General features: G+C 66.3%; 22 protein-coding genes and 1 pseudogene. 12 read left to right on the top strand and 11 right to left on the bottom strand.

Annotated features, from left to right (window positions below; genetic code table 11):
* Window positions 1-99: 99 nt before the first annotated feature.
* From HS104_03385 to HS104_03375, 3 genes are all read left to right on the top strand, one after another.
* Window positions 100-1,122, top strand: coding sequence for a ferritin-like domain-containing protein (locus HS104_03385; GenBank protein MBE7479022.1), 1,023 nt, complete (start codon window positions 100-102; stop codon window positions 1,120-1,122).
* A gap of 171 nt (window positions 1,123-1,293) precedes the next feature.
* Window positions 1,294-3,030 (top strand): hypothetical protein, encoded by a 1,737-nt coding sequence (locus HS104_03380; protein ID MBE7479021.1) that lies wholly within the window; start codon window positions 1,294-1,296, stop codon window positions 3,028-3,030.
* A complete protein-coding gene (locus tag HS104_03375; protein ID MBE7479020.1) occupies window positions 3,027-4,187 on the top strand; it encodes a hypothetical protein in 1,161 nt (386 codons plus the stop codon). Before HS104_03380 ends, HS104_03375 begins: the two co-directional genes overlap by 4 nt.
* Here HS104_03375 and HS104_03370 read toward each other — a convergent pair.
* From HS104_03370 to HS104_03355, 4 genes are all read right to left on the bottom strand, one after another.
* The gene (locus HS104_03370) at window positions 4,175-4,588 is read right to left on the bottom strand and encodes a hypothetical protein (protein MBE7479019.1); all 414 of its coding nucleotides are present in this window, start codon (window positions 4,586-4,588) and stop codon (window positions 4,175-4,177) included. The two genes, HS104_03375 and HS104_03370, sit on opposite strands and share 13 nt — an antisense overlap.
* A 308-nt stretch (window positions 4,589-4,896) precedes the next feature.
* A complete protein-coding gene (locus tag HS104_03365; protein ID MBE7479018.1) occupies window positions 4,897-5,037 on the bottom strand; it encodes a type II toxin-antitoxin system VapC family toxin in 141 nt (46 codons plus the stop codon).
* A gap of 280 nt (window positions 5,038-5,317) precedes the next feature.
* Window positions 5,318-5,626 carry a hypothetical protein gene (locus HS104_03360; GenBank protein MBE7479017.1) on the bottom strand — a complete coding sequence of 103 codons (309 nt, stop codon included), beginning with the start codon at window positions 5,624-5,626 and terminating at the stop codon, window positions 5,318-5,320.
* On the bottom strand, window positions 5,619-5,858 hold the full coding sequence (locus HS104_03355) for an addiction module protein (GenBank protein MBE7479016.1): 240 nt from the start codon (window positions 5,856-5,858) through the stop codon (window positions 5,619-5,621). Before HS104_03355 ends, HS104_03360 begins: the two co-directional genes overlap by 8 nt.
* Window positions 5,859-6,144: 286 nt before the next feature.
* On the opposite strand from HS104_03355, the gene HS104_03350 reads away from it, so the two are divergent.
* Complete coding sequence (locus tag HS104_03350) at window positions 6,145-6,378, top strand: hypothetical protein (protein MBE7479015.1); 234 nt, start codon at window positions 6,145-6,147, stop codon at window positions 6,376-6,378.
* Between the two features lie 7 nt (window positions 6,379-6,385).
* A complete protein-coding gene (locus HS104_03345) occupies window positions 6,386-6,613 on the top strand; it encodes a hypothetical protein (GenBank protein MBE7479014.1) in 228 nt (75 codons plus the stop codon).
* 163 nt (window positions 6,614-6,776) lie between these two features.
* Here the strand turns inward: HS104_03345 and HS104_03340 are convergent, their stop codons facing one another.
* The 3 genes from HS104_03340 to HS104_03330 all read right to left on the bottom strand — a co-directional run bounded on the left by HS104_03340 (window position 6,777) and on the right by HS104_03330 (window position 7,869).
* On the bottom strand, window positions 6,777-7,184 hold the full coding sequence (locus HS104_03340; GenBank protein ID MBE7479013.1) for a hypothetical protein: 408 nt from the start codon (window positions 7,182-7,184) through the stop codon (window positions 6,777-6,779).
* A 179-nt stretch (window positions 7,185-7,363) separates the two neighbouring features.
* Window positions 7,364-7,657 carry a type II toxin-antitoxin system RelE/ParE family toxin gene (locus HS104_03335; protein MBE7479012.1) on the bottom strand — a complete coding sequence of 98 codons (294 nt, stop codon included), beginning with the start codon at window positions 7,655-7,657 and terminating at the stop codon, window positions 7,364-7,366.
* Window positions 7,657-7,869, bottom strand: a complete 213-nt coding sequence (locus HS104_03330; GenBank protein MBE7479011.1) for an addiction module protein — start codon at window positions 7,867-7,869, stop codon at window positions 7,657-7,659. The genes HS104_03335 and HS104_03330 overlap by 1 nt, the downstream gene beginning before the upstream one ends.
* Window positions 7,870-8,795: 926 nt before the next feature.
* On the opposite strand from HS104_03330, the gene HS104_03325 reads away from it, so the two are divergent.
* From HS104_03325 to HS104_03305, 5 genes and pseudogenes are all read left to right on the top strand, one after another.
* The gene (locus HS104_03325; GenBank protein MBE7479010.1) at window positions 8,796-9,035 is read left to right on the top strand and encodes an addiction module protein; all 240 of its coding nucleotides are present in this window, start codon (window positions 8,796-8,798) and stop codon (window positions 9,033-9,035) included.
* Window positions 9,032-9,190 carry a hypothetical protein gene (locus HS104_03320; GenBank protein ID MBE7479009.1) on the top strand — a complete coding sequence of 53 codons (159 nt, stop codon included), beginning with the start codon at window positions 9,032-9,034 and terminating at the stop codon, window positions 9,188-9,190. The genes HS104_03325 and HS104_03320 overlap by 4 nt, the downstream gene beginning before the upstream one ends.
* A gap of 157 nt (window positions 9,191-9,347) precedes the next feature.
* Window positions 9,348-9,650, top strand: coding sequence for an IS66 family insertion sequence element accessory protein TnpB (gene tnpB / locus HS104_03315; GenBank protein ID MBE7479008.1), 303 nt, complete (start codon window positions 9,348-9,350; stop codon window positions 9,648-9,650).
* Between the two features lie 368 nt (window positions 9,651-10,018).
* Window positions 10,019-10,744 (top strand): annotated as a pseudogene (locus HS104_03310) (transposase).
* A 37-nt stretch (window positions 10,745-10,781) separates the two neighbouring features.
* Window positions 10,782-11,186 carry a transposase gene (locus HS104_03305; protein MBE7479007.1) on the top strand — a complete coding sequence of 135 codons (405 nt, stop codon included), beginning with the start codon at window positions 10,782-10,784 and terminating at the stop codon, window positions 11,184-11,186.
* 1,426 nt (window positions 11,187-12,612) lie between these two features.
* On the opposite strand, the gene HS104_03300 is transcribed toward HS104_03305, so the two are convergent.
* The 3 genes from HS104_03300 to HS104_03290 form a co-directional block, all read right to left on the bottom strand.
* The gene (locus HS104_03300; GenBank protein ID MBE7479006.1) at window positions 12,613-13,050 is read right to left on the bottom strand and encodes a hypothetical protein; all 438 of its coding nucleotides are present in this window, start codon (window positions 13,048-13,050) and stop codon (window positions 12,613-12,615) included.
* A 717-nt stretch (window positions 13,051-13,767) separates the two neighbouring features.
* Complete coding sequence (locus HS104_03295; protein MBE7479005.1) at window positions 13,768-14,160, bottom strand: type II toxin-antitoxin system VapC family toxin; 393 nt, start codon at window positions 14,158-14,160, stop codon at window positions 13,768-13,770.
* A 2,298-nt stretch (window positions 14,161-16,458) separates the two neighbouring features.
* Window positions 16,459-17,178, bottom strand: a complete 720-nt coding sequence (locus tag HS104_03290) for a hypothetical protein (GenBank protein MBE7479004.1) — start codon at window positions 17,176-17,178, stop codon at window positions 16,459-16,461.
* A 263-nt stretch (window positions 17,179-17,441) separates the two neighbouring features.
* On the opposite strand from HS104_03290, the gene HS104_03285 reads away from it, so the two are divergent.
* Window positions 17,442-17,951 (top strand): hypothetical protein, encoded by a 510-nt coding sequence (locus tag HS104_03285; GenBank protein MBE7479003.1) that lies wholly within the window; start codon window positions 17,442-17,444, stop codon window positions 17,949-17,951.
* A gap of 615 nt (window positions 17,952-18,566) precedes the next feature.
* Entirely contained in the window at window positions 18,567-19,067 is a 501-nt protein-coding gene (locus HS104_03280; GenBank protein ID MBE7479002.1) for a hypothetical protein, read from the top strand.
* 154 nt (window positions 19,068-19,221) lie between these two features.
* Here HS104_03280 and HS104_03275 read toward each other — a convergent pair whose 3' ends face one another.
* Window positions 19,222-20,022, bottom strand: coding sequence for a hypothetical protein (locus tag HS104_03275; GenBank protein ID MBE7479001.1), 801 nt, complete (start codon window positions 20,020-20,022; stop codon window positions 19,222-19,224).
* Between the last annotated feature and the right edge of the window lie 81 nt (window positions 20,023-20,103).

Below are 20,103 nucleotides of genomic sequence, written 5' to 3'. Positions count from 1 at the left end.
ACACCGGACCACCAAAAAGTGAAGCCGGGTTCATATTTGCCTTGACGGGGAACAGATCAAACATGAAACTGGTTTCACTTTCGACACGGAGAGGTCCCGATGGAGACAGCCAAGAACCCGGTCAACGTCGAGCGCATCGAGGCCCAGCTCGATATCAGCTTCAACTGGGGCTACGAGAAGACGCGCGAGGATCTGCGCGACCTGTATCGGAAGAGCAAGCAGGCGCAGTGGGACGGCGAGACGCGCCTCGACTGGTCCATCGACGTGGACATCGAGAAGGCGCAGATCCCCGAGTTCATGCACCCGCTCTACGGCTCGGACATCTACGCCAAGCTGGACGAGAAGAAGCACCTCGAGCTCCGGCGCGAGATGCCCGCCTGGACCCAGTCCCAGTTCCTGCACGGTGAGCAGGGCGCGATGCTGGTGGCAGCCCAGCTGGTGAGCGCCGTGCCCGACATCGAGTCGAAGCTCTACGCCTCGACGCAGGTGATGGACGAGGCGCGCCACGTCGAGGTCTTCGACCGCTACCTGCACGAGAAGGTCGGCAACACCTACCCCATCAGCCCGCACCTGCGCGCGCTGCTCGATCGCATCCTGAAGGACTCGCGCTGGGACATGAAGCTTCTGGGCATGCAGATCATGGTGGAAGGGCTGGCGCTGGCGGCCTTCGGCGTGACGCGCGCCTACATCGAAGAACCCCTCTTGCAGAGCCTGACCACCTACGTGATCCAGGACGAAGCGCGCCACGTGGCCTACGGCGTGCTCTCGCTGCGCGACTTCTACCGCGACCAGAAGGAGTCGGAGGTGCGCGAGCGCGAGGACTTCGTGTACGAAGCCGCGGTCCTGATGCGCGACCGTTTCCTGTTCCAGGAGGTCTGGGAGAAGACCGGGCTGCCCGTGAAGGAGTGCATGGAGATCACGCTGAACAACGCCGGCCAGCAGGAGTTCCGCAAGATCCTGTTCTCCAAGATCGTGCCGGCCGTGAAGAAGGCGGGGCTGCTCTCGGACCGGCAGCGCGAGCGCTTCGCCAAGCTCGGCATCCTCGAGTACGAGAACTGGCAGGATCCCTTCGAGGCGCTTCAGCAGGCCGAAGCCGAGATGGCTGCCGAGCGCGCGGCCTGAAAGAAGTACTCATACGGCTCGTTCGCGGCGCGCACTCGCGTGTGCGGCGCTCCCGGCGCACCTGTGAGTAATCCTCGACAGCGATAGTGGTCAAACCACCACACCCCGCGCGAATCAAAGCCAAATCTTGCTCACGCCCGCGCGGCACGGTGGTTGCTCTTCATCGCCAGCGTGAAACGGGCTGACTCACGCGATCGCCGGAGACTCGGCGGCGCGGCGCTCCTGGCGCTGTGCCTGTTCGGGTCGCCGGCGCCGGTGGTCGCTCAAGCGTCCGATCCGGACGGCGAGGCGACCGAGGGTGTGGTCGTGGCGTTGGAGAAGGACGAAGTCATCGTCGATCTCGCCGGCAAGCGGGGCGCGTCGAGCGGCGACATCGTCGAGATCTGGCGCCCGCTGAAGCTGAAGCACCCGGTGACGGGGAAGATCGTCAGCGATCGCTTCCGCTTCGGCTCGCTCCGGCTCGTGCAGGTGCGCGACCGGCTCTCCATCGCTCGCGCCGAGGGCAAACCGTCCCGATCGATCGAGCCCGGCGACATCGTCGTGCTGCGGAAGGCGCGGCTCGACGAGCCGAAGGCGCCGCCGCCCATCGCCAAGAAGCAGCCCGAAAAGCCCAAGCCGCCCGCAAAGCCAGAGGCCACGGAGCCGGGGGTCGGCGCGCTGCCGCCGGTCGCGGCGCCAGGCGCGGAGCCCGCCGCCGCGGCGGATCCGGACACGGAGCTCGTGAGCGCGATGTTCGACCGGCTCAAGGGCGCCGACGTGACGAAGCGCATCATCGCCTACGAGGACTACGTCCGCGAGAACCCCGAAGGCCGCTACGCGGTGGTGCTGTGGGAAGAGGCGGCGCAGCTTCGTCGCCTGCTCGCCCAAGACGCCAGCAAGAAAGCAGACACGCTGCCGCGCCTGCTCAGCTTCAAGGCCCCCGACGAGGCGCTGCACGGCATTCCACTGACGGTAGGTCTGGAGCTCGAGGGCCCGGCGCGCGGCGCCGTGCTCTACGCGCGCCGCGCCGGGGAGGTCGCCTACCAGCCTGCGCCGATGCGCCCAGCGGGCCCCGGGTACTTCGCGGTGACGCTGCCCGCCACCCGCATGCGCGCGCCGAGCGTGGAGTATTTCATCGAGGCCACCACCGCCGACGGCAAGTCGCACGCGGTGGTCGGGTCGACGGAGAGCCCGAACGAGATCGAGGTTCACCCGATCCCCTCGCCAACGCCGCCGGTGAGCGCCGAGGCCACCGCCAGCATTTGGACCGACTACGCCGACTACAACCGCATGAAGGGCAACGACCGAGTCTGGCAGACCGAAGGCTTCGTCGGCATGCGCTTCCGCGACGAAGGCCTCCGGGCCATTCGCACCGGCTTCGGCGTCTTCCGCGGCGTCGGCGGCTCGCTGGAAGATCTGGACGAAAAGAAGCTCTCCGCGCGCCGCGTGGGGCTCACTTACGGCTACCTGGAAGCCGAGTGGGGCATCACCTCGTTCACTGGGCTCATCGCCCGCGGTGTGGTCGGCCTGCGTGACGACGGCATCACGGGCGGCGCGCAGGCGCTGGTCCGCATCGGCAACGACAAGAAGACCAACCTCCAGATCGGCGGCGAGGTGCTGGGCGGCGTCGGTCTGCGCGGCATCACCCAGCTCGAGTTCAACGGCATCGAGAAGGTCCCGATGCTGTTCCGCACCGAGGTCACGAACCAGCCCGCGGGAGTGGCCGCGAGCCCGGGCTCGGTGCGACCCGACGATCCCGACGCGCCCGGCGTCTCGCTGGAGCAAGGTGAGGTCGGAGCGCGGGCCATCGTGCAGGTCGGGTACCGACTCATGCCCGGCCTGGTGGTCGCCGGAAGAGGTTCCTACCAGGGCCGCAACATCAATCACGCTGGACCGGGGTTCGGCGGGGCGGTGACGTACACATGGTGACGCGGATCCATCACGCGGCGTGGCTCGTCCTCGCCCTCTCGACCATCCCCTTGGCGGCGCGCGCGGAAGAGGCGGCGGAGCCCGCGGAAGCCGCGAAGCCCGCCGGCCCCGCCCCGGCGGAGACGGCCGCGGCGCCAAGCGCTCCGGCGACGCCCAAACTGCACCACTCGCCTCCCTCGGTGGCGACCGCCCACGAGACCCTCGCCGTGCGTGCGGACATCGAGCACCCTCACCTGGTCAAGCGCGCGCTCCTGGTCTACCGCACCGCCGACAACCAGACCTTGCGCGAGGTCGAGCTGATGCGCGCCTCCGACGGACCCTACCGTGCCGAGGTGCCGGCCGACGACGTGACCTGGCCGAGCTTGTCGTACGCCATCGAGCTCGAGCTCACCTCGGGCACACGCGTCGCGGCGTTCGCGTCGCGCTCGGAGCTCTTCACCGTGCAGGTGCCCGAGGACCTGATGGACATCCGCGAGCGCGCGCTGGACCAGCGGCTGGGCGGCCGGCGCTCGGTGTTCAGCGCCACCGGCGAGTACGTGGACTTCGGACGCAGCAAGGTCCAGAACGTGCCGGGCGTCGAGAGCGTGCGCGATCGGTACTTCCGCATCGAAGGCAGCTACACCTACCGGCCGCTCCGAGTCGTCACCGAGTTCAGCATCCGGCTCGGTCTTGTGCGCGGCACGGCGCCCGTCCCGGTGCGCGACCTGGTGCCGGGGCAGGACGAGTCCGAGCGCTTCGACGTCGGCCTCAACTACGGCGCGCCCACCGTGCGCTTCCGCTTGCACGACCAGATCCACCTGGAGGGTGAGCTCCTGAGCAGCATCACCGAGACGGGATTCTCCCTGGGCGGCGGCAGCGCTCTCTTGCTCGGCGATCCCTACGGCAACAAGCTGACCTTCGGCTTCGAGTCGATCCAGAGCTTCGGCAACCGCTTCTATGCACGCATGGACGTGACGGCGACGGACCGAGTGATCCTAGGCCCCGTGATCGAGGTCACCAACATGCCGAGCGCCGAGGAGTACGGCGTGCGTCTGCTCGGCGAGGTGGCGATCGACGTGGGTGGAGGCTTCTCCACCGCGCTCCGCGGCGGCTACCAGGCACGCCTGGCGACCAGCGGCGGCGCGAGCGGGGGCGCCACGTTGTCCTACGCCTTCTGAGCGCGCTCCAGCGCGCCGCGCACGCCATACAGCGTGGAGTCGTCCGGGGGGAGCACCGGTCCGAGGGCGGTGATGGCGAGGACGGCGCAGAGCCGGTGGAGCGCGCCCTCCGCCGTCCCCGGCTCTGGTTCGACCTCCCACACCGTGGGGCAGCGCGCGGCCAGGTCCGCCATGCCGGCGGCGCGTCCGCGCGTCTCCGCCTGGCGGGCGCGCTGGAGGTCGGCCTCGCTTCGCGGGCGCGCGTGCAGCGCGAAGCTCGCGTCACCCAGCTTCAAGCGCAGCGTACCCGCGCCCTCCTCCAGAATCTCGACGTCGGCACGAAAGTGCCGGGTCGCGTTCCGGACCAGGGCCGCCGGGTCCACCCGCGGCTCGGGAGCTTGCGCGAAGATCAGGAAGGACACGCCGCAACACATATCAGAGCGCGAGACACTGCTCACGCGGGCGAGTGCAATGCTCGAAGTGGAGACTATCGCGCAAGGCCGTGGGATTCGCGAACTGGCCAGACTTCGTCGGGTTCTGAGCACGCTGACGATCTGGTAATGATTCAAGAGAGCGAGCGAAGCCAGGGCCAGAAGAGCGACAAGCGGGAGTGGACGCGGGCGAGTGCCGCATCGGAACGTTCGCCCGCGGAAGCGGAACGGACGCTGAAGTCGGCAAGGCCGGCGTTCGGCGGGTGGAACGTCCAGCTATGCAGCGGCTGCGCGCGACATCAGACCCAGTTCTCGCAACGAAGTCCGGGCACGCGAGCGAAGTGCTTGGCATCGTTCGTCACGAGAACGACCTGCTGAGCGATCGCGTGCGCAGCGATCATCGCGTCGAAGCCGTCGATCGGTGTCCGTTTGGCCGCCAAGGAGGAAACAAGTCGGCCAAAAATACGAGCGGTGTTCGAGGCGGAGTCACGATATCCCCTGGGGACGCGCCGAGCGGAGAGGTCATGACGACATCTGCTCGCAGCTGCATAACGGGATGACGTTCACCCGCGAACGCCGAGGAACATCGTAACAGAGCGCGGGGCGTGAACGCACGCGGGCGCGTGCCGCATCAGTGTGTCGCCCGCGGGCGCGGAACGGACGGTGATGGCGGCAGGGCCGGCGTTCGGCGGGTGCAACGTCCAGTTATGCGGTGCCTGGTCACCTGACTTCGTCGAGTCGATCGATCCAATGGAGCGGCTCCTGGCTGCCCAAGAATGCGACGACCACGACGCGCGGATCGGTGACGTAAATGACCGAGACGGGGAACGTGCGCAGAACGACATGCCGAACGCCGGGCGGGACACCCTCCAGGACCCAGGGCGGGCCGAGCAGAGGAGACTCGTCGAGCAGCCGGAAGATGTCTTCGGCTTCGTCGATGAAGCGGGAGCCGTAGCCGGACCGCCTTTCCTCGTACCAGACAGCGTTCGCGGCGAGCTCACGCGAGGCCGCGTCGAGGACTTCAGGCACGGCGAGCAGCCACTGCGGCTCGAGCCATCGAGAGCGCGTCCTGTGCGGAAACGGTCTTCGCGGTTCCGTCACGAAGGCGCTCGACCCGTCGCGCAATTTCTCCAACCCAAGCGTCGTGCGCAGACGGCGCTGGTGTCGGGGTCAAGCTCTCGGCCAGCCGGAGGGCGAGCTGAGCGCGCTCGTCGTCGGGAAGCTCGAGCGCTTCCGCGAGAATGAGGTCGATGCGGGACATCGCGCCAATCGTACCACGTCGTGCCGGTCGGCAAGTCGGGTATCGAGGCTCGAGCTGAAAGCACTCGGCGCTTCGTCGCAGCCGAATAACGGAGTGGCGTTCACCCGCGAGCGCCGCAGGCCAAACATATCAGACCGCCGGGCGGTGCAGCGCGGGCGAGTGCCGCATCAGAATGTTCGCCCGCGGAGGTGGAACGGACGCTTGGGCAAGGCCAGACCGGCGTGCGGCGGGTGCAACGTCCAGTTATGCGGCAGTGGCCGAGGCGATTCGGGTAGTCTCCCCTGCGGTGCGGTTCGTCGTTGTTGGCGCAGTTCTCGAAGTGGAGACCATCGCGCAGGGGCGTGGGATTCGCGAACTGGCCAGGCTTCGTCGGCTCTACGGTCCGGGACGCTGGCGCAAGCGCAAGGGGATCGCTAAGATCCGTTTCGACGATGGCACGACCTGCACGGCGGAGCTCCACTGGTACGAGGCGCACGGCGTCGGGCGCAAAGAGCTCAAAATCAAGCGCCTCATCTCGTAAGGCGCCGATGGCTCGGCCGCGAACCAAACATGTCGTGTGCGTGGAGAATGAGGGGTACGCCGCCTCGCTCGAACGGCGCAAGATCTACACGGCGATCGCGGACCAGGGCGCAGAGCGGCTCGGGTTGGTCCGAGTGGTGGACGAATCCGGCGAAGACTACCTCTACCCGGTGGGCTTCTTCGCCGACATCAAGGTGACGCCCAAGTTGGCGAAGGCGCTGTCCTCGGCCGGATAACGGAACGGCGTTCACCCGCGAACGCCGGAGGTGATCTTAGCAGAGCGCGAGGCGCTGCAGCGGCGGGCGAGTGCCGAAGACAGAGTGGTCGCCCGCCGGCGCGGAACGGACGGTGAAACTCGGCATGGCCGGCGTTCGGCGGGTCGAACGCGAGGTATGCGGCTCAGGCGTCGGGGCGGAGATGGTCGGGAAGGTGTTCGACGAAGACCGCCTCGCCGTGCGCGGCGACATGCACGCCGTCGCCGGCAACCTCCACCGTCTCGCCGGCAGGAAGTGAGAGACGAAGACGTGTTGAGTGATTCGCAACCAGGGGGATCGGAATCAGATTCTCGAAGACCTTGCCTACGTCCAGGGTTCCACCCGACAGCGCGACGGCTTTGAATGGGGCGACCCAAGAAGTCTTTCCGGCCAAGACGCGAATGGAGACGGATTGCATCGAGCCGGTGCCGGCCCAGCGATCGTCGCGACGCTCCCAAGCATGAATGTAACCTCGCAGTTCGACGACGAGGTCGTTCCCGACGTTGGTGATCGCAACGAGGTCGGAGTCGTGGAGTTCAAGCCACTGCGACAACTTCCTCACGTCCGCATGACGAGACACACGTTCACCCGCGAACGCCGAGCGTCAAGTCGTCAGTCCGCGTGGCGCCACAGACGCGGGCGAGTGCCGCATCAGTTTGGTCGCCCGCGGAAGCGGAACGGACGGTGAAGTCGGCAAGGCCGGCGTTCGGCGGGTGGAACGTGAGTTATGCATCACAGCCGTCGTCGCCGGACAGCGGGGTCGCGCTTGCCGTGGAAGCACGCCACGACAAACAGCGTGTCGTCGGAATCGCGGTAGAGAACGCTGTATGGGAACGTGCGGAGAAGCTTGCGGCGCACGCTGCGTTCGACGATCGGATTCGCCTTGGGCGCGCGCGCGATCTGCTCGAGCGATTCCGCTACCGAGGCCAGGAAGCGCTCGCCTAGGCCCGAGCGTTGTTCCTCATACCAGTCGTACGCGTCGGTGATGTCGCGCTCGGCTTCGGGCTCCAGGACGACGCGGGGCATCAGCGGGGAGCGCGAATCCGAGCGACAACGTCAGACCAGGGGCTGCCGCGCGATCCTTCGGCATCCAAACGATCCAGCCGGCGAGTCAGCTCGGCGCGCTGCTCAGCGGAGAGTGGCACGTCTGCAGGGGTGAGGCTGTCCCAGAGTTCCCCGATCAGATCGAGGCGCTCGTCCGGGGTCATCTGCGAGATATCGAGGGCTGGGCGTGCCACGAGTCGAATTGTGCCTCCGCGATGGGGAATCTGCCAGTGGATGTATAACGAACGGCGTTCACCCGCGAACGCGTTGGAACATCATAGCAGTCGGCAGGGCGTTGTCCGAGGCCGGCGTGTGCCGTATCAGTGTGTCGCCGGCCGCCGCGGAACGGGCGCTGAAGTTGGCAAGGCCGCGCTCGGCGGGAGCAGCAGCGAGTTAGACGGCAGCAGTGCAACTGTAGGCGCCGGCGGCGTCGTCCGCGCGGCTCGACCGTTTCTAGTCGGGCGCCTGCTCGACGTCAGTCTCGGCACTTGCGTCGCCGGAATCAGCCTGGGCTGCGTCAGGACAGACGTAACAGAGAGTGCCGATGGGGCAGCAGACAACCGGGCTTGTGCACCAACAGACTTCTCCAGTCTGACAGGCGCCTAGGCCACAGGAATGTGTGGACGCATCCGCAGGAGAACTGTCAGCACTTGAATCATGTGAGTCGCTGGCGTCGGCGTCTGTCGCGTCGGAGAAGGATGCGTCATGTGACGCGTGAAGAATGGTCTCGGCACTATCCCCGCCACACGAGGCGAACAGCAACGCCGACAAGATCGCTGCGACGGTTGTCGCCGAGCTACGAAGCACCCGACCGGCGTTGCGCATGGCACGAACTCTGCACGAACCGTGCCTGCCGCAACTCAGCGGCGCTGCGAGTTCAGTGGCACAGCCTGGCTCACCGCCGATCATGCGTCCGTCTAACGAGACACACGTTCACCCGCGAACGCCGGAGATCATCGTAGCAGAGCGCGGGGCGGTGCAGAGGCGGGCGAGTGCCGAAGTCAGAGTGGTCGCTCGCCGGCGCGGAACGAACGGTGGGGCAAGGCGAGGCCGGCGTTCGGCGGGTGGAACGTCGAGTTATGCGGCTGTCGGCGGGGCGCAATCGAGCTATGCTTCACGCATGGCGCAGTCACACCCCGACGAGTTGTTGCGGCGCGCGTTGGCGCTTCCTCCGGACAAGCGGCTGGCGCTGGCGACCGAGTTGCTGAACAGTGTCGAAGAGCGCCAGGACGAACGCTGGGAGCGGGAGTGGCTTGCGGAGTTGGACCGACGGAGCGCCGCGATCGACCGCGGTGAAGACAAGCTCGAGGACTGGGAGACCGTGAAGGCCAGGTTGCGGGCCGAGCTGCGCGCGAAGTGAGAACGCGGCTCTCTGACGGCGCGCAGGAGGACCTGCGCAGCGCGATGCTGCATTACGAAGAGGCGCGCGCTGGCCTGGGCGGTGAGTTCCTCGACGAGGTGGATGCGCTCGTCGCTGGCATCGGGGAACGGCCGCTCAGTTCCGCGACATCCTGATCGCGGACTCGACGGTCATCCGCCTGCACGAGCTGCTGGCCAAGGCGTTTCCGGCCTGCCGCACCAACCACACCCGGGCTGCCGCGAAGGTGCATGTGGTGATGTGCGTGGCGGGGGCTGGCAAGCAGACCGTCAAGGTGACCGCCGAGCCGGCGCTGTGCGCGGCCTGGGGCTCGATCCAGTCGATGGCCACCTGTATCTCTTCCTCAACAAGCGCAGGCGGATCGCGAAGGCTCTGTGGTTCGACGGGTCGGGCTGGTGTGTTCTCGCCAAGCGCCTCGAGGCTGGGAGCTTTCAGCTTCCGCTGCTGGACGGCGACAAGCCGCAGGTGGTGATCGACGGCTCGGCGTTCGCCTCGCTGCTGGCTGGGATCGACTTCACAGCGGCGCGGCGCGGCTGGTACCGGCGGCCTCGATTCGAAAAAGCACGCAAGGGGATCGACACGGATCTCCAAGTATGATCTCTACTCGTCTGTGAACGAGCTGGAAGCGCTGCGCAGAGAGAACGCGGAGCTTCGCGAGCGGACCAAGTCCCTGACCGCGCAGGTCGGCCAGCTCGTCGTGGAGCTCGCGCGGCTGAACGAGCGCGTGGCCGAGTTGCTCGCCGTAGCGCAGCGCAAGCAGCGAAAGGCTCCTGCTCCCGGCGCTGCAGCGCCAGCCGCTGCCCGCCCGTCGTCGAGGGAGAAGCCCAGCGTGCTTTCGATGAGCGCCCGAAGGCCCCGGAGAAGCCCCCCGCTGAGACTCCGCCGAAAAAGAAGCCACGGCCCACCGGGCGCAAGCCGATCCCCGGCCACCTTGAAGCCGAAGACCACGAGCTCCGCCCGGACTCGTGCGCCGAGTGCGGCGGAGCTGCCCTGGACGTCGTCGACGAGCTCGTCGAGGAGAAGCTCCACGTCGTCAAGGAACACCAGCGCCGGCGCGTCGTTCGTCGCTACACGTGTCGCTGTCGCGAGTGTGGCGAGCGCACGACGCTGCGCTCTCTGCCTGCCCCCTACGAGCGCTCCAAGGTCACCTGCGAGTGGCTCGCGTGGCTCGTGTACCAGAAGTTCTGGCTGCTCACGCCGCTCGACCGCATCCGGCGCGACCTCGCCGAGCGCGGAGTCCCGATCGCGATGAGCACGCTGGTGACCTTCATCGAGCGCGCTGCCGACCTGCTGTCGGGCATCGACGGTTTGCACTGGAAGCAGCTGCTCGCCGGCTCCTGGATGGCTACCGACGGCACCGGGTTGAAGGTCATCATCAAGAAGCTTCCGCTGCGCACAACGGTTACGTGGAGCTCTACCGCAACCACGACGTCGCGGTCTTTCAGTACGAGCCCGACAAGAGCGGCGAGGTCGTCGCCGCGAAGCTCAGACCCTTCCGAGGTACCCTCACCGCCGATGCCGAGCATCGCTTCAACGACGTCTTCGCTTCAGGCCGCGTGCTCGAGGCCGGGTGCAACGCCCACGGCCGTCGCAAGTTCCGTGACGCAGAAGACACCCAGCCGGTGCTCGCTCTCGAAGGCGGCGCCTTCCTGGGCGCGATCTACGGCGAAGAGGAGAGGCGCAGAAGCTCGGCCTGGTCGGAGAGGCGCTCAGAGAACATCGCCAGCGGTGCATTCGCCCCATCGTCCAGGACTTCGAGCGCTGGCGCGACGCCGTCGAGCCGACGCTCTTGCCTCCGAGCCGCTGGCGGCGGCGATTCAGTACTACAAGAACCATCGGGACGCGCTCTTCCGTTTCGTCGACGACCCGCTGGTCCCCATCGACAACTCTCCCACCGAGCGCGAGTTTCAGAACGTCGCCAAGCTGCGCCTCAACATGCTCTTCGCCGGCAGCACGGAAGGCGCCCACCGTGCTTGCGTGCTCCTCGGCATCATCGCCACCTGTCGAGCTCTAGGTGTCCCTGCGCAGGCCTATCTCACCTGGGCCTTCGAGCGCCTCGGGACCCACCGCGATGTCTTCGCGCTGCCGCTCGAGGCCCTGACCCCCGCCGCGTTCAAGAAGACCCTCGGCTGAGCCCCACGCACGATTCCACCCGCCGCGCATCCCGGCGTCGCTGATCGGTCACCGAGCAGCGCCGGTTCGTCACCGGCGGCACCGCCACCAGCGGCATGAGCTGGGGGCTGATCGAGACGCGTGGGAACGCGTGGGCGACGTTCAACTTCAACCGCGGGCAGGGCGCCGTGGGCTCGGCGGCGCTGCATATCAGCGCGCAAAAGTGCGGCTGTATAACGAGACACGCGTTCACCCGCGAGCGCGAGGAACATCGTAGCAGACAGCGCGGCGCTTTCGCAGGCCGGCGCAAGCCGTAGACAGAGAGGGCGCCGGCCGTCGCGGAACGGACGGTGAAGTCGGCAAGACCCGCGTTCGGCGGGTGGAACGCGAGTTATGCGGCTCGTACGCACCGCACTCAGCGACTCGTTCGGGGCTTTTTCGATCGCGTTGGTCGCTTCCGAGGCTGGCGGTTACTTTCGGCAGGCTTGGTCTCCCGATGGTGTGGCGCATCCGCGTGGTCCACCTCCAGGACGCGGAGTCTGACTTCATCTCCGGGGCGAAGAAATTGGTAGAGTTCCTGGGAGCCCTTCTTGCACCAAGTCGTATAGCTCTCCTTTCCGGCCCGCGAGGCTGTCAGTCCTCCGACGTACAGGAAGGGCTCATCGCTAGCGCCCCAGGTCACGCTTGCAGTGAGCACTGACTGATTCGCGTGGCCCGCAAGGAATTGGCGCTTTCTGTTGATGAAGACCTCGAATGCGACGAACCGTTTCCGCGTGGGCATGAGGCTTGTCCGAATAACGGGGCACGCGTTGACCCGCGAGCGCCGGGGCTCATCGTAACAGAGCGCGGGGCGTGAACGCACGCGGGCGAGTGCCGAAGACAGAGTGGTCGCCCGCGGGCGCGGAACGGACGGTGAAACTCGCCACGACCGGCGCTCGGCGGGTCGAACGCGAGTTAGGCGGCATCGACCGCGTCGAGCGACCTGCATCATGCGCACCCGCGCTGACACTTCACTTTGGTCTCCTCGGCCAACTGACACACGGGGTAGTCGGCGGCGCAGTACTGCGCACAGAACGCAGAATCCTGTTGGTATTCTCCAACCGAGGTGAATCCAGTGGCACCCGCGTCAACCTGGACGAAGTAGTGAGGGCAGCTAGTTCGCGTCGAGGCGGCGGGCTCGGAACCGCACGCAACAACCGTGGCCACCGACAGTCCGCAGATCAACCCGCAATGAGTTCTCATCTGTCCGCCTAACGAAACGGCGTTCACCCGCGAACGCCGGAGACCATCGTAGCAGAGCGCGAGGGGCTGCAGAGGCGGGCGAGTGCCGAAGACAGAGTGGTCGCCCGCCGGCGCGGAACGGACGGTGAAACTCGCCACTACCGGCGTTCGGCGGGTGCAACGTCGAGTTAGACAGCGCGAGGAACGGTGTCGACGTCGCGGTATCTCAAGCGCTGCCAAGGGCCTCGGCCGACCCTGAACCTGGGCCCGCCGGTGGCGGCAGCTTCTCGACCAGCGCTTCGATCTGCGGAAGGGCTTGGAGGGTCGCGCGTCGCGCCCTGGTTAGGTCCGGCAGTGCGTCGTATCGCAGGACGAGCACGTAGACGGTGGCGAAGGAGCGAACGTACGCCACGCCAGCATCGTCGGCGCTACAGAGGCGATCAAGTGAACCGCCCTGCTGCAGTGGAAGATCAAGCGACGCGAGCGCGCGGCGGAGACTGCGCGCGGCGTCCCTCGCAACGGCGATGTTGTGGTGCGGCGCGCAGCACCAAGGCAAGCCCCAAGCGTCGAGAACGGAGGCGCTCGTCGCGCACGCGTCGTGCGCGAGCGCCGCGAGGGCCTGTTGGAGCTGGGCCCACTCCGGAACGTGCGGTCCCAGGGCCATGGTTCGGCTGTTTAACGAGTAGGGCGTTCACCCGCGAACGCCGGGGGTCATCCTACCAGACCGCGAGGCGCAGCAGCGCGGGCGCAGTGCCGCAGACAGTGAGGGCGCCCGCGGGCATCGGAACGGACGCTTGGGCAAGGCCACAACGGCGTTCGGCGGGTGCAACGACCAGTTATACAGGTCTTGGCACGACGGTGATTCTCGGAGCAGTGGCGAGGCGCGTGGGCTCGGCTCTGCTTGTCCGAACGGTACAGTCGTCATGGCGCCGTGGTCTTGGCCGCAGCGCCGCGAACTTCAACAGTCAGCTCCGCCTCGAGCGCGAGCTCGGCGGGGGCTTGGCACGGCGCTGTGCGAAGCGTCAGAGACCGTCAGCTTCAACCGCGGGCAAGGCGCCGTGGTCTTGCGCGGTGCAGCAGCCATCGCCGCGAGCGCGACGACGGCTGGGGCTCGTCAGGGCGCTGTGCGAAGCGGCGGAGACCTACAACTTCGACCGGCGGAACGAGCGGCGCTGCCCAACAGCGAAGCCACAAAGCTGTATAACGAGACACGCGTTCACCCGCGAACGCCGAGCGTCAAGTCGTCGGTCGGCAAAGCGCTGCAGAGGCGGGCGAGTGCCGCATCAGAATGGTCGCCCGCCGGAGCGGAACGGACGGTGAAGTCCGGCAAGACTGGCGTTCGGCGGGTGCAACGTGAGTTATGCAGCGGCTGCGCGCGACATCAGACCCAGTTCTCGCAACGAAGTCCGGGCACGCGAGCGAAGTGCTTGGCATTGTTCGTCACGAGAACGACCTGCTGAGCGATCGCGTGCGCAGCGATCATCGCGTCGAAGCCGTCGATCGGTGTCCCTTTGGCCGCCAAGGAGGAAGCAAGTCGGCCAAAGTGGGCAGCCGCTTCGGCGTCGAAGGGGAGCGGCGTGACGCTCGCGGTGAACGTGTCGATCAGACGGTGCAACTTGCGTGAAGCGCGCTTGTCCGCACCGAAACGCAACTCCGCCAGCGTCACGGTGCTCATGCAGAGTTCGGATGGGCGATGCTGCAAGAGGCGCGCACCAACCCCGCCTTGACCACGCAGCGCGTAGCTTATGGTGTCGGTGTCGAGCATGTACTTCATTCAGAAGGGATCGCCAGGCGCACGCAGGCGATGTGCCTTGGGCCGCTCGATCTCTTCTGGCCATGCGCCAAGGCATCGAACGAACTCAGCTGGCCATTCGTCAGGCGCCTCCAGCACGACGCGGCGCCCTTCGCGATGGACGACGACCTCTTGTTGGTTGCCCGGAAACCGGCACGACTTGGGCAATCGAACCGCCTGGCTCCCGCCGTTTTGGAACAATTTGGCTCGAGCAGTCACGAGAGGAAGTATAGACAGACGTCTATACTTGTGCAACTGACCGTGACAGGCACGGGCACGAGGCCGGCGAGTATCCGGGTTCCGGCTGAATAACGACCATCGCGTTCTCCCGCGAACGCCGAGCGTCATCGTAGCAGACCGCGTGGCGCTGCAGAGGCGGGCGAGTGCCGCAGACAGAGTGGTCGCCCGCGGGCGCGGAACGGACGGTGAAACGCGGCATGACCGGCGTTCGGCGGGTCGAACGCGAGTTATGCAGGGCACGGAGCGTGGTGACTTCCAGCTCACTCAATCCCTGGTCTACGCACCGCACGACGAGTTCGGTCGCACTACCAGTGCTGCGCGGCGAACGCGATTCCGAAGATGAGTGATTCCAGGTCCGCGTCGTCGCCGAACACATGGGAGTACGCGAGACGCCCTTCGAACCCGAGCGAGCCACCGAACCAACCCGCGCTGAGGGCCGCGAGCAGTCCACGCAGGCGCCCGGCAAGGCGCGGGGCGCCAGCAACGGCTGCTCGGCTACCAGATAGCCACCCGACCTGGGCGGCACCGACAGATGCCGAGGAGTACAGCTCGTCGGTGGCGGCGAGAGAGAGAGGACACCGAGTGAGGCCTGGTATGGCATCGAGGCCGTCGTCAGGCCCATCTTGGTCCCGGCGCCGAACATGCCAATGTCCAAGTATCCGCCAATCCCAAGCGCCGGAGCCAGCAGCGGCCCGGCCGCGAAAGAGAGCTCGGCCCCAGGACCATCGACCGTGCCGGCGTAGGTTCGCCTGCCAGCCGGTGAATCCTCGGTCTGCGAGTACGTTCCGGCGAGATACGCGGGGCCTGCGGTGCCGCGCGCCCACAACGAGCCTGCGTCTCGCGATCGGACTTCCGGCTCAGCCTGCGCGGTCGCGGCGCCCGCGAGAAACGCGAGCAGCCCCAAGTTGAACAAGGGAAAGACCCGCACTCCAAGCCACACAATGAGCTTCAGCGTAGCAGACTACGCGAGATGCACCGGCTAGCAGTGCGGCGTGTCTGCATAACGAGACACACGTTCACCCGCGAACGCCGAGCGTCAAGTCGTCAGTCGGCAAGGCGCCACAGACGCGGGCGAGTGCCGCATCAGAATGTTCGCCCGCGGGCGCGGGACGGACGGTGAAGTCGGCAAGACCGGCGTTCGGCGGGTGCAACGTGAGTTAGGCGGCTCGCCCGAGGTCCCTTCATCAGCAACGAAACGTGGTTGCCGACTTTACCGGTGGGGAGGCACCGCCAGGGCTGCGCCCTTCGCAACCACGTCGGCGAAAGCGCGATCTCGCTCCACGTACTCCTGGGAGAAGACGTGCACTCGCCCGATGTAGGCGCCGCCGTCTATGGGTAGCCTCTCGATCAAAAGTTGGAGGCCGGAAAGCGCACCCGTTCGGAATTCGCAGCGCTGCCCGGCAATTTCGGGTGTCACCCCGGGGGGTGTGCGATACCCGAAGAGAATCGTCGCACCGATCCCCGGGCACCGGACACTCGTGCCGAACTCCTGCGAGAAATGGATGGCCGCCGGAGCGTCCCTGTAGAACGTGGCAACGAAGACCCGATCCGGGTTGGTCCTCACCTGCAGCACGGTTTCGCATGGACCGCTGTCTGATCGGGTGGGTCGGCAGGTCGGTGCCGCGTCGCCGATTCGGTCAGGGGTCAATCTGTACTTGGCAACGCGCTCGAAAAAAGCTGCTTGGTCCGGCGACGGAGCATCCTCCAAGGGCAGCGGAGGCGCCACAGAAGGCGTGCCAGGTGCGCCCGGCGAGTCGCGCTTGTCATGGCAAGTCACAAAAGCTACGGAGAGCGCTGCAAGTGCAGAGTATCGGTGAAGTCGAGCGGCGACTCGGCACACGCAGTAGGGAGAACTGGTCGAGTATGCGCTCAACGTTTGTCCGCCTAACGAATTCGCGTTCACCCGCGAACGCCAGGAACATCGTAGCAGAGCGCGGGGCGCTGCAGCGTGGGCGAGTGCCGCATCAGAGTGGTCGCCCGCGAAATCGGAACGGACGGTGGGGCAAGGCCAGACCGGCGTTCGGCGGGTGCAACGTCGAGTTAGACCGCGTCCAGATGCCATACGCCGTGTGGATTGTGGAATAGGTCATCTGGAGGGTGGAGGGAGTCTGGGTGCTGCGCCAGGCGATACGCGGGAGCGTCGGCCGAGACCGAAAATGTGTGCCCTGAAGCGAGCGTCGGGCGCTCCGCGATGCACCAGTAGTTGAACTGATTGATCAGGTCGGCCGCAGATTCGATCGGCATCCGACGCGACACCGCGCAATCTGCGAGGCCGAAGTGGTGCATGCCGCAAGAGTAGTAGCGGTCATCACCCCCAACGAGGACGACCGCAGCGCAATAGAGGTCGAAAGCACTCCCGCCAAGGAGCTCGAACCAACGCTCCCAGGTGTGCGCCACGCCTGCCGACTCAACCTTCACGGCGAGCCCCCCAGCGCCTCGCAGAACCGTGGAGAACCGGACGACCCGGTCTCGCTGTTCAGCGAGGTTGATGGGGAAATGCAGGAAGACCACGGGGCAATTCTCGAGCTTGGCAGCAAGGGTGTCGGGGACGCAACCCTGTCCCGCGATGGCAAACGCACGAGACAGATGTGGAACCCCCTCCTCGAACTCCGCTGCGACGTGGTCTTTCATCTCGATGTCAGCCAGCACGCCTCCGGCGAACATGAAGCGCCCTTTGGGCTCGTGCGTGACGACGCGTCCAAGAAACTCGTTTCTGTCGCGCCAAGGCCCGGGGACACAGAGGATCAACTCGGAAGGCATGGCCACTCTGCTACGGCGGTCTAACGAGACACACGTTCACCCGCGAACGCCGAGCGTCAAGTCGTCGTTCGGCAAGGCGCTGCAGACGCGGGCGAGTGCCGCATCAGTTTGGTCGCCCGCGGGCGCGGAACGGACGGTGAAGTCGGCAGGGCCGGCGTTCGGCGGGTGCAACGTGAGTTATGCGGCGGATGCTTCGGCGGTCGGCCCACGTCCTTCGCGAACGCTCGACGTCGATGGCAGTGACGCCTAGACTGCCAGCCAGCATGTTGCGCTTGTGTACGCTGGCGTGTGCGGTAGCGATTGCAGGGTGCGGCGGCGACGACAACGATGGCGAACAGGCCACTGGTGAGGACTGCGCCTTGACGGTTACCCTCTCTGGAGCGGTGGAGGTGACGACGAGCGGCAAGGCACCCTGCGATGCAAGCGGGAGCTACCCGCCCGGCCCGCGGACGGTGGTCACGTTCATCGGGCTGCCAGGGGACCAAGGCGAGCAGATGAAGTTCGCGTTGCACGAGGTCTCAGAGGGAACCACGGGCATGGTGCAGGCCGACGTCGGCGTGGTCAGGCAGAGCTCTCAGCAGGCGTGGCAGACGCCAGGTGGCGCCTGCACGATTGATGTGGCCGAGCACACGGTGGTTGATGACAACTATCCGGACGTGCGCGAGTACCGAGTTGGGGGTACGGGTTCATGCAACCTGGGCGCGTCTGGTCCGTCAGGAACGGTGGACATCAGCGAGTTCTCCATGCGGGGCATGGTGTTCTGGGAGAAGTGAGCCGTACGGTCAACGGCCGAATAACGAGATGACGTTCACCCGCGAACGCCGAGGAACATCGTAACAGAGCGCGGGGCGTGAACGCACGCGGGCGCGTGCCGCATCAGTGTGTCGCCCGCGGGCGCGGAACGGACGGTGGGGCAAGGCCAGGCCGGCGTTCGTCGGGTGGAACGGCAGTTATACAGTGCTTTGAAATATCGGTGATTCTGGGCACTGAGACTCCGGCGTCACCGTGAGTCGGGGCGCTGTGGACTTGGAACTCGAGCTCAGCCGGCGCGGGTGCTGAGTGCTGGGCATTTCTCGGACCTGTTGCTCGGCGTGGCGCTTCCGATGCCCATGCAGCGCCGCTTGCGTTCGCAGTCGTCGTCGCTTCAGCCGCGAAGACGGTTGGGGGTCGGCAAGGCGCGACCGGATGCGCGAGAGACCGTCAGCGTCGTCCGTCGTCGCGGCGGTACTGGCGCGCTCGGCGCTGTCTCTCCGGTTGGAGAAGCCTGATCTGTATAACGAATTCGCGTTCACCCGCGAACGCCGGAGATCATCGTAGCAGACGGCGAGGCGCTGCAGAGCGGGCGCAGTGCCGCAGACAGTGAGCGCGCCCGCGACGCGGAACGGACGGTGAAACTCGCCTGGCCGGCGTTCGGCGGGTGGAACGTCGAGTTATGCGGCGTTTCGGGGCGATCGCGACATCATGTCGCACGGCGTATCATTTCGAGTGACCCAATGGTTCGGGCTCGCGTCCTCACGATCGCAATGCTTGTCGTGATTGCCCTTGGGGTGGCGGCCACGGTCGGCTTGATGAAGACGGCGCAGACACCCGCGCGCATCCCGACGAGCCCTGCAGCGGGCGAGGACGCCGTGGACTTTGATGAGCGAGCCCCTTCACCCAGCCCGGACGAGCGCGAGCTTGAGGAGGAGATGGAGGCGCGTCGTGCTATTCGCGACCAGGGCCTTGATGCGGGGCTCGGCGAAGTGAAGAAGATGGTGAGGGTCAAGGAGAACCTGAAGAGACATTGGCAGGCGGGGAGAGCGTTCAACGAGCCCAACCGCAGAATGCTCCGCCACCTTTGCCAGAGGCTGGGCGACCCGAGTTGCAGCCAATTGCCGTCGGCCGAATAACGGGACACACGTTCACCCGCGAACGCCGAGCGTCAAGTCGTCAGTCGGCGAGGCACGACAGACGCGGGCGAGTGCCGCATCAGAATGTTCGCCCGCGGAAGCGGAACGGACGGTTGGGCAAGGCAAAACCGGCGTTCGGCGGGTGCAACGTGAGTTATCCGGCGGCGCCAACGGTGGGTTCGGGCTCGCCTGTGGAACCGAAGCTCAGCTTTATCAACACCAAGAAGGTCGCCGCGTTGACCCCGGAACCTTCAAACTGAGGTCGAAGGATCGTCTCCAGGCGCTGCGTAACATCTGCAAGCTGACGATGAAGCTCGGTGAGGTCGATACTCTTGTCGAACGCATGCAGCACGATATGGTCCACCGGCGGGTGGAAGGGCTTGCCGGCCGGGTTGACGAAGCTGAAGTTGGTGGATCCCGGCGGTAGCCCACCGGGCACGAGCAAACACGTGTGGCCTGTCTTCGTTTCCGGCGAGATCACAGCCCAATTGATGTACCCCCAGACTGGTTTGCGTTCACTTGCGATGCGTGCGGCTTGGTCGTCGAAGTGCTGAAACCCGTCGCGCGCGGCCTTCACGTCGGTCAGCGCATCCTCGAATCGGGACAGATCGAGCGTCACGTCGGTTTCTTCTGGAGGCTCCTGCGGTGGACCAGGCGGGCGAGGCAGCCGACCGTCGACAAGGAATCGTTTCAGGCGCCAGGTCGCATCGAGGAACGTCCAGGCATCAGCGACGACCGCTGTGTAGGCGTCGGGATCCAAGATGACCTGCTGGCTTTCTCCGGCAGCGGAAGCGCGCCCCACCAGGTCAAGAAGGAGTCCACGAAGGCGACGCATCGACAGGTCGGCGATCTCCACGGAGTATCGGAGGCCCTCGAGCCACCCACGCTGCGCATGATCGAGACCGGCGGGCAGCCGATCCAGTGGTGACCCCTCGGAGATGATGCGCGGAGTCATTGGCCGACTCCTCGTGGACTCTGCGGCGATGACGACCGTCTCAAACGTTGGTGCAACGACGGTGTTGAAGTGCGACGGCGA

The sequence above is a fragment of the Polyangiaceae bacterium genome (assembly GCA_015075635.1).
GTDB lineage: Bacteria > Myxococcota_A > Polyangia > Polyangiales > Polyangiaceae > JADJKB01.
This window is presented reverse-complemented; position numbering and strand designations above follow the sequence as displayed.

Excerpts from the sequence above, each read along its gene's own strand:
- HS104_03385 (MBE7479022.1), top strand. The coding sequence starts at position 100 with ATGGAGACAGCCAAGAACCCGGTCAACGTCGAGCGCATCGAGGCCCAG.
- HS104_03355 (MBE7479016.1), bottom strand. The coding sequence starts at position 5,858 with ATGTCCCGCATCGACCTCATTCTCGCGGAAGCGCTCGAGCTTCCCGAC.
- HS104_03345 (MBE7479014.1), top strand. The coding sequence starts at position 6,386 with ATGGCTCGGCCGCGAACCAAACATGTCGTGTGCGTGGAGAATGAGGGG.
- HS104_03335 (MBE7479012.1), bottom strand. The coding sequence starts at position 7,657 with ATGCCCCGCGTCGTCCTGGAGCCCGAAGCCGAGCGCGACATCACCGAC.
- HS104_03325 (MBE7479010.1), top strand. The coding sequence starts at position 8,796 with ATGGCGCAGTCACACCCCGACGAGTTGTTGCGGCGCGCGTTGGCGCTT.
- HS104_03300 (MBE7479006.1), bottom strand. The coding sequence starts at position 13,050 with ATGGCCCTGGGACCGCACGTTCCGGAGTGGGCCCAGCTCCAACAGGCC.
- HS104_03295 (MBE7479005.1), bottom strand. The coding sequence starts at position 14,160 with ATGAAGTACATGCTCGACACCGACACCATAAGCTACGCGCTGCGTGGT.
- HS104_03290 (MBE7479004.1), bottom strand. The coding sequence starts at position 17,178 with ATGCCTTCCGAGTTGATCCTCTGTGTCCCCGGGCCTTGGCGCGACAGA.
- HS104_03285 (MBE7479003.1), top strand. The coding sequence starts at position 17,442 with ATGTTGCGCTTGTGTACGCTGGCGTGTGCGGTAGCGATTGCAGGGTGC.
- HS104_03275 (MBE7479001.1), bottom strand. The coding sequence starts at position 20,022 with ATGACTCCGCGCATCATCTCCGAGGGGTCACCACTGGATCGGCTGCCC.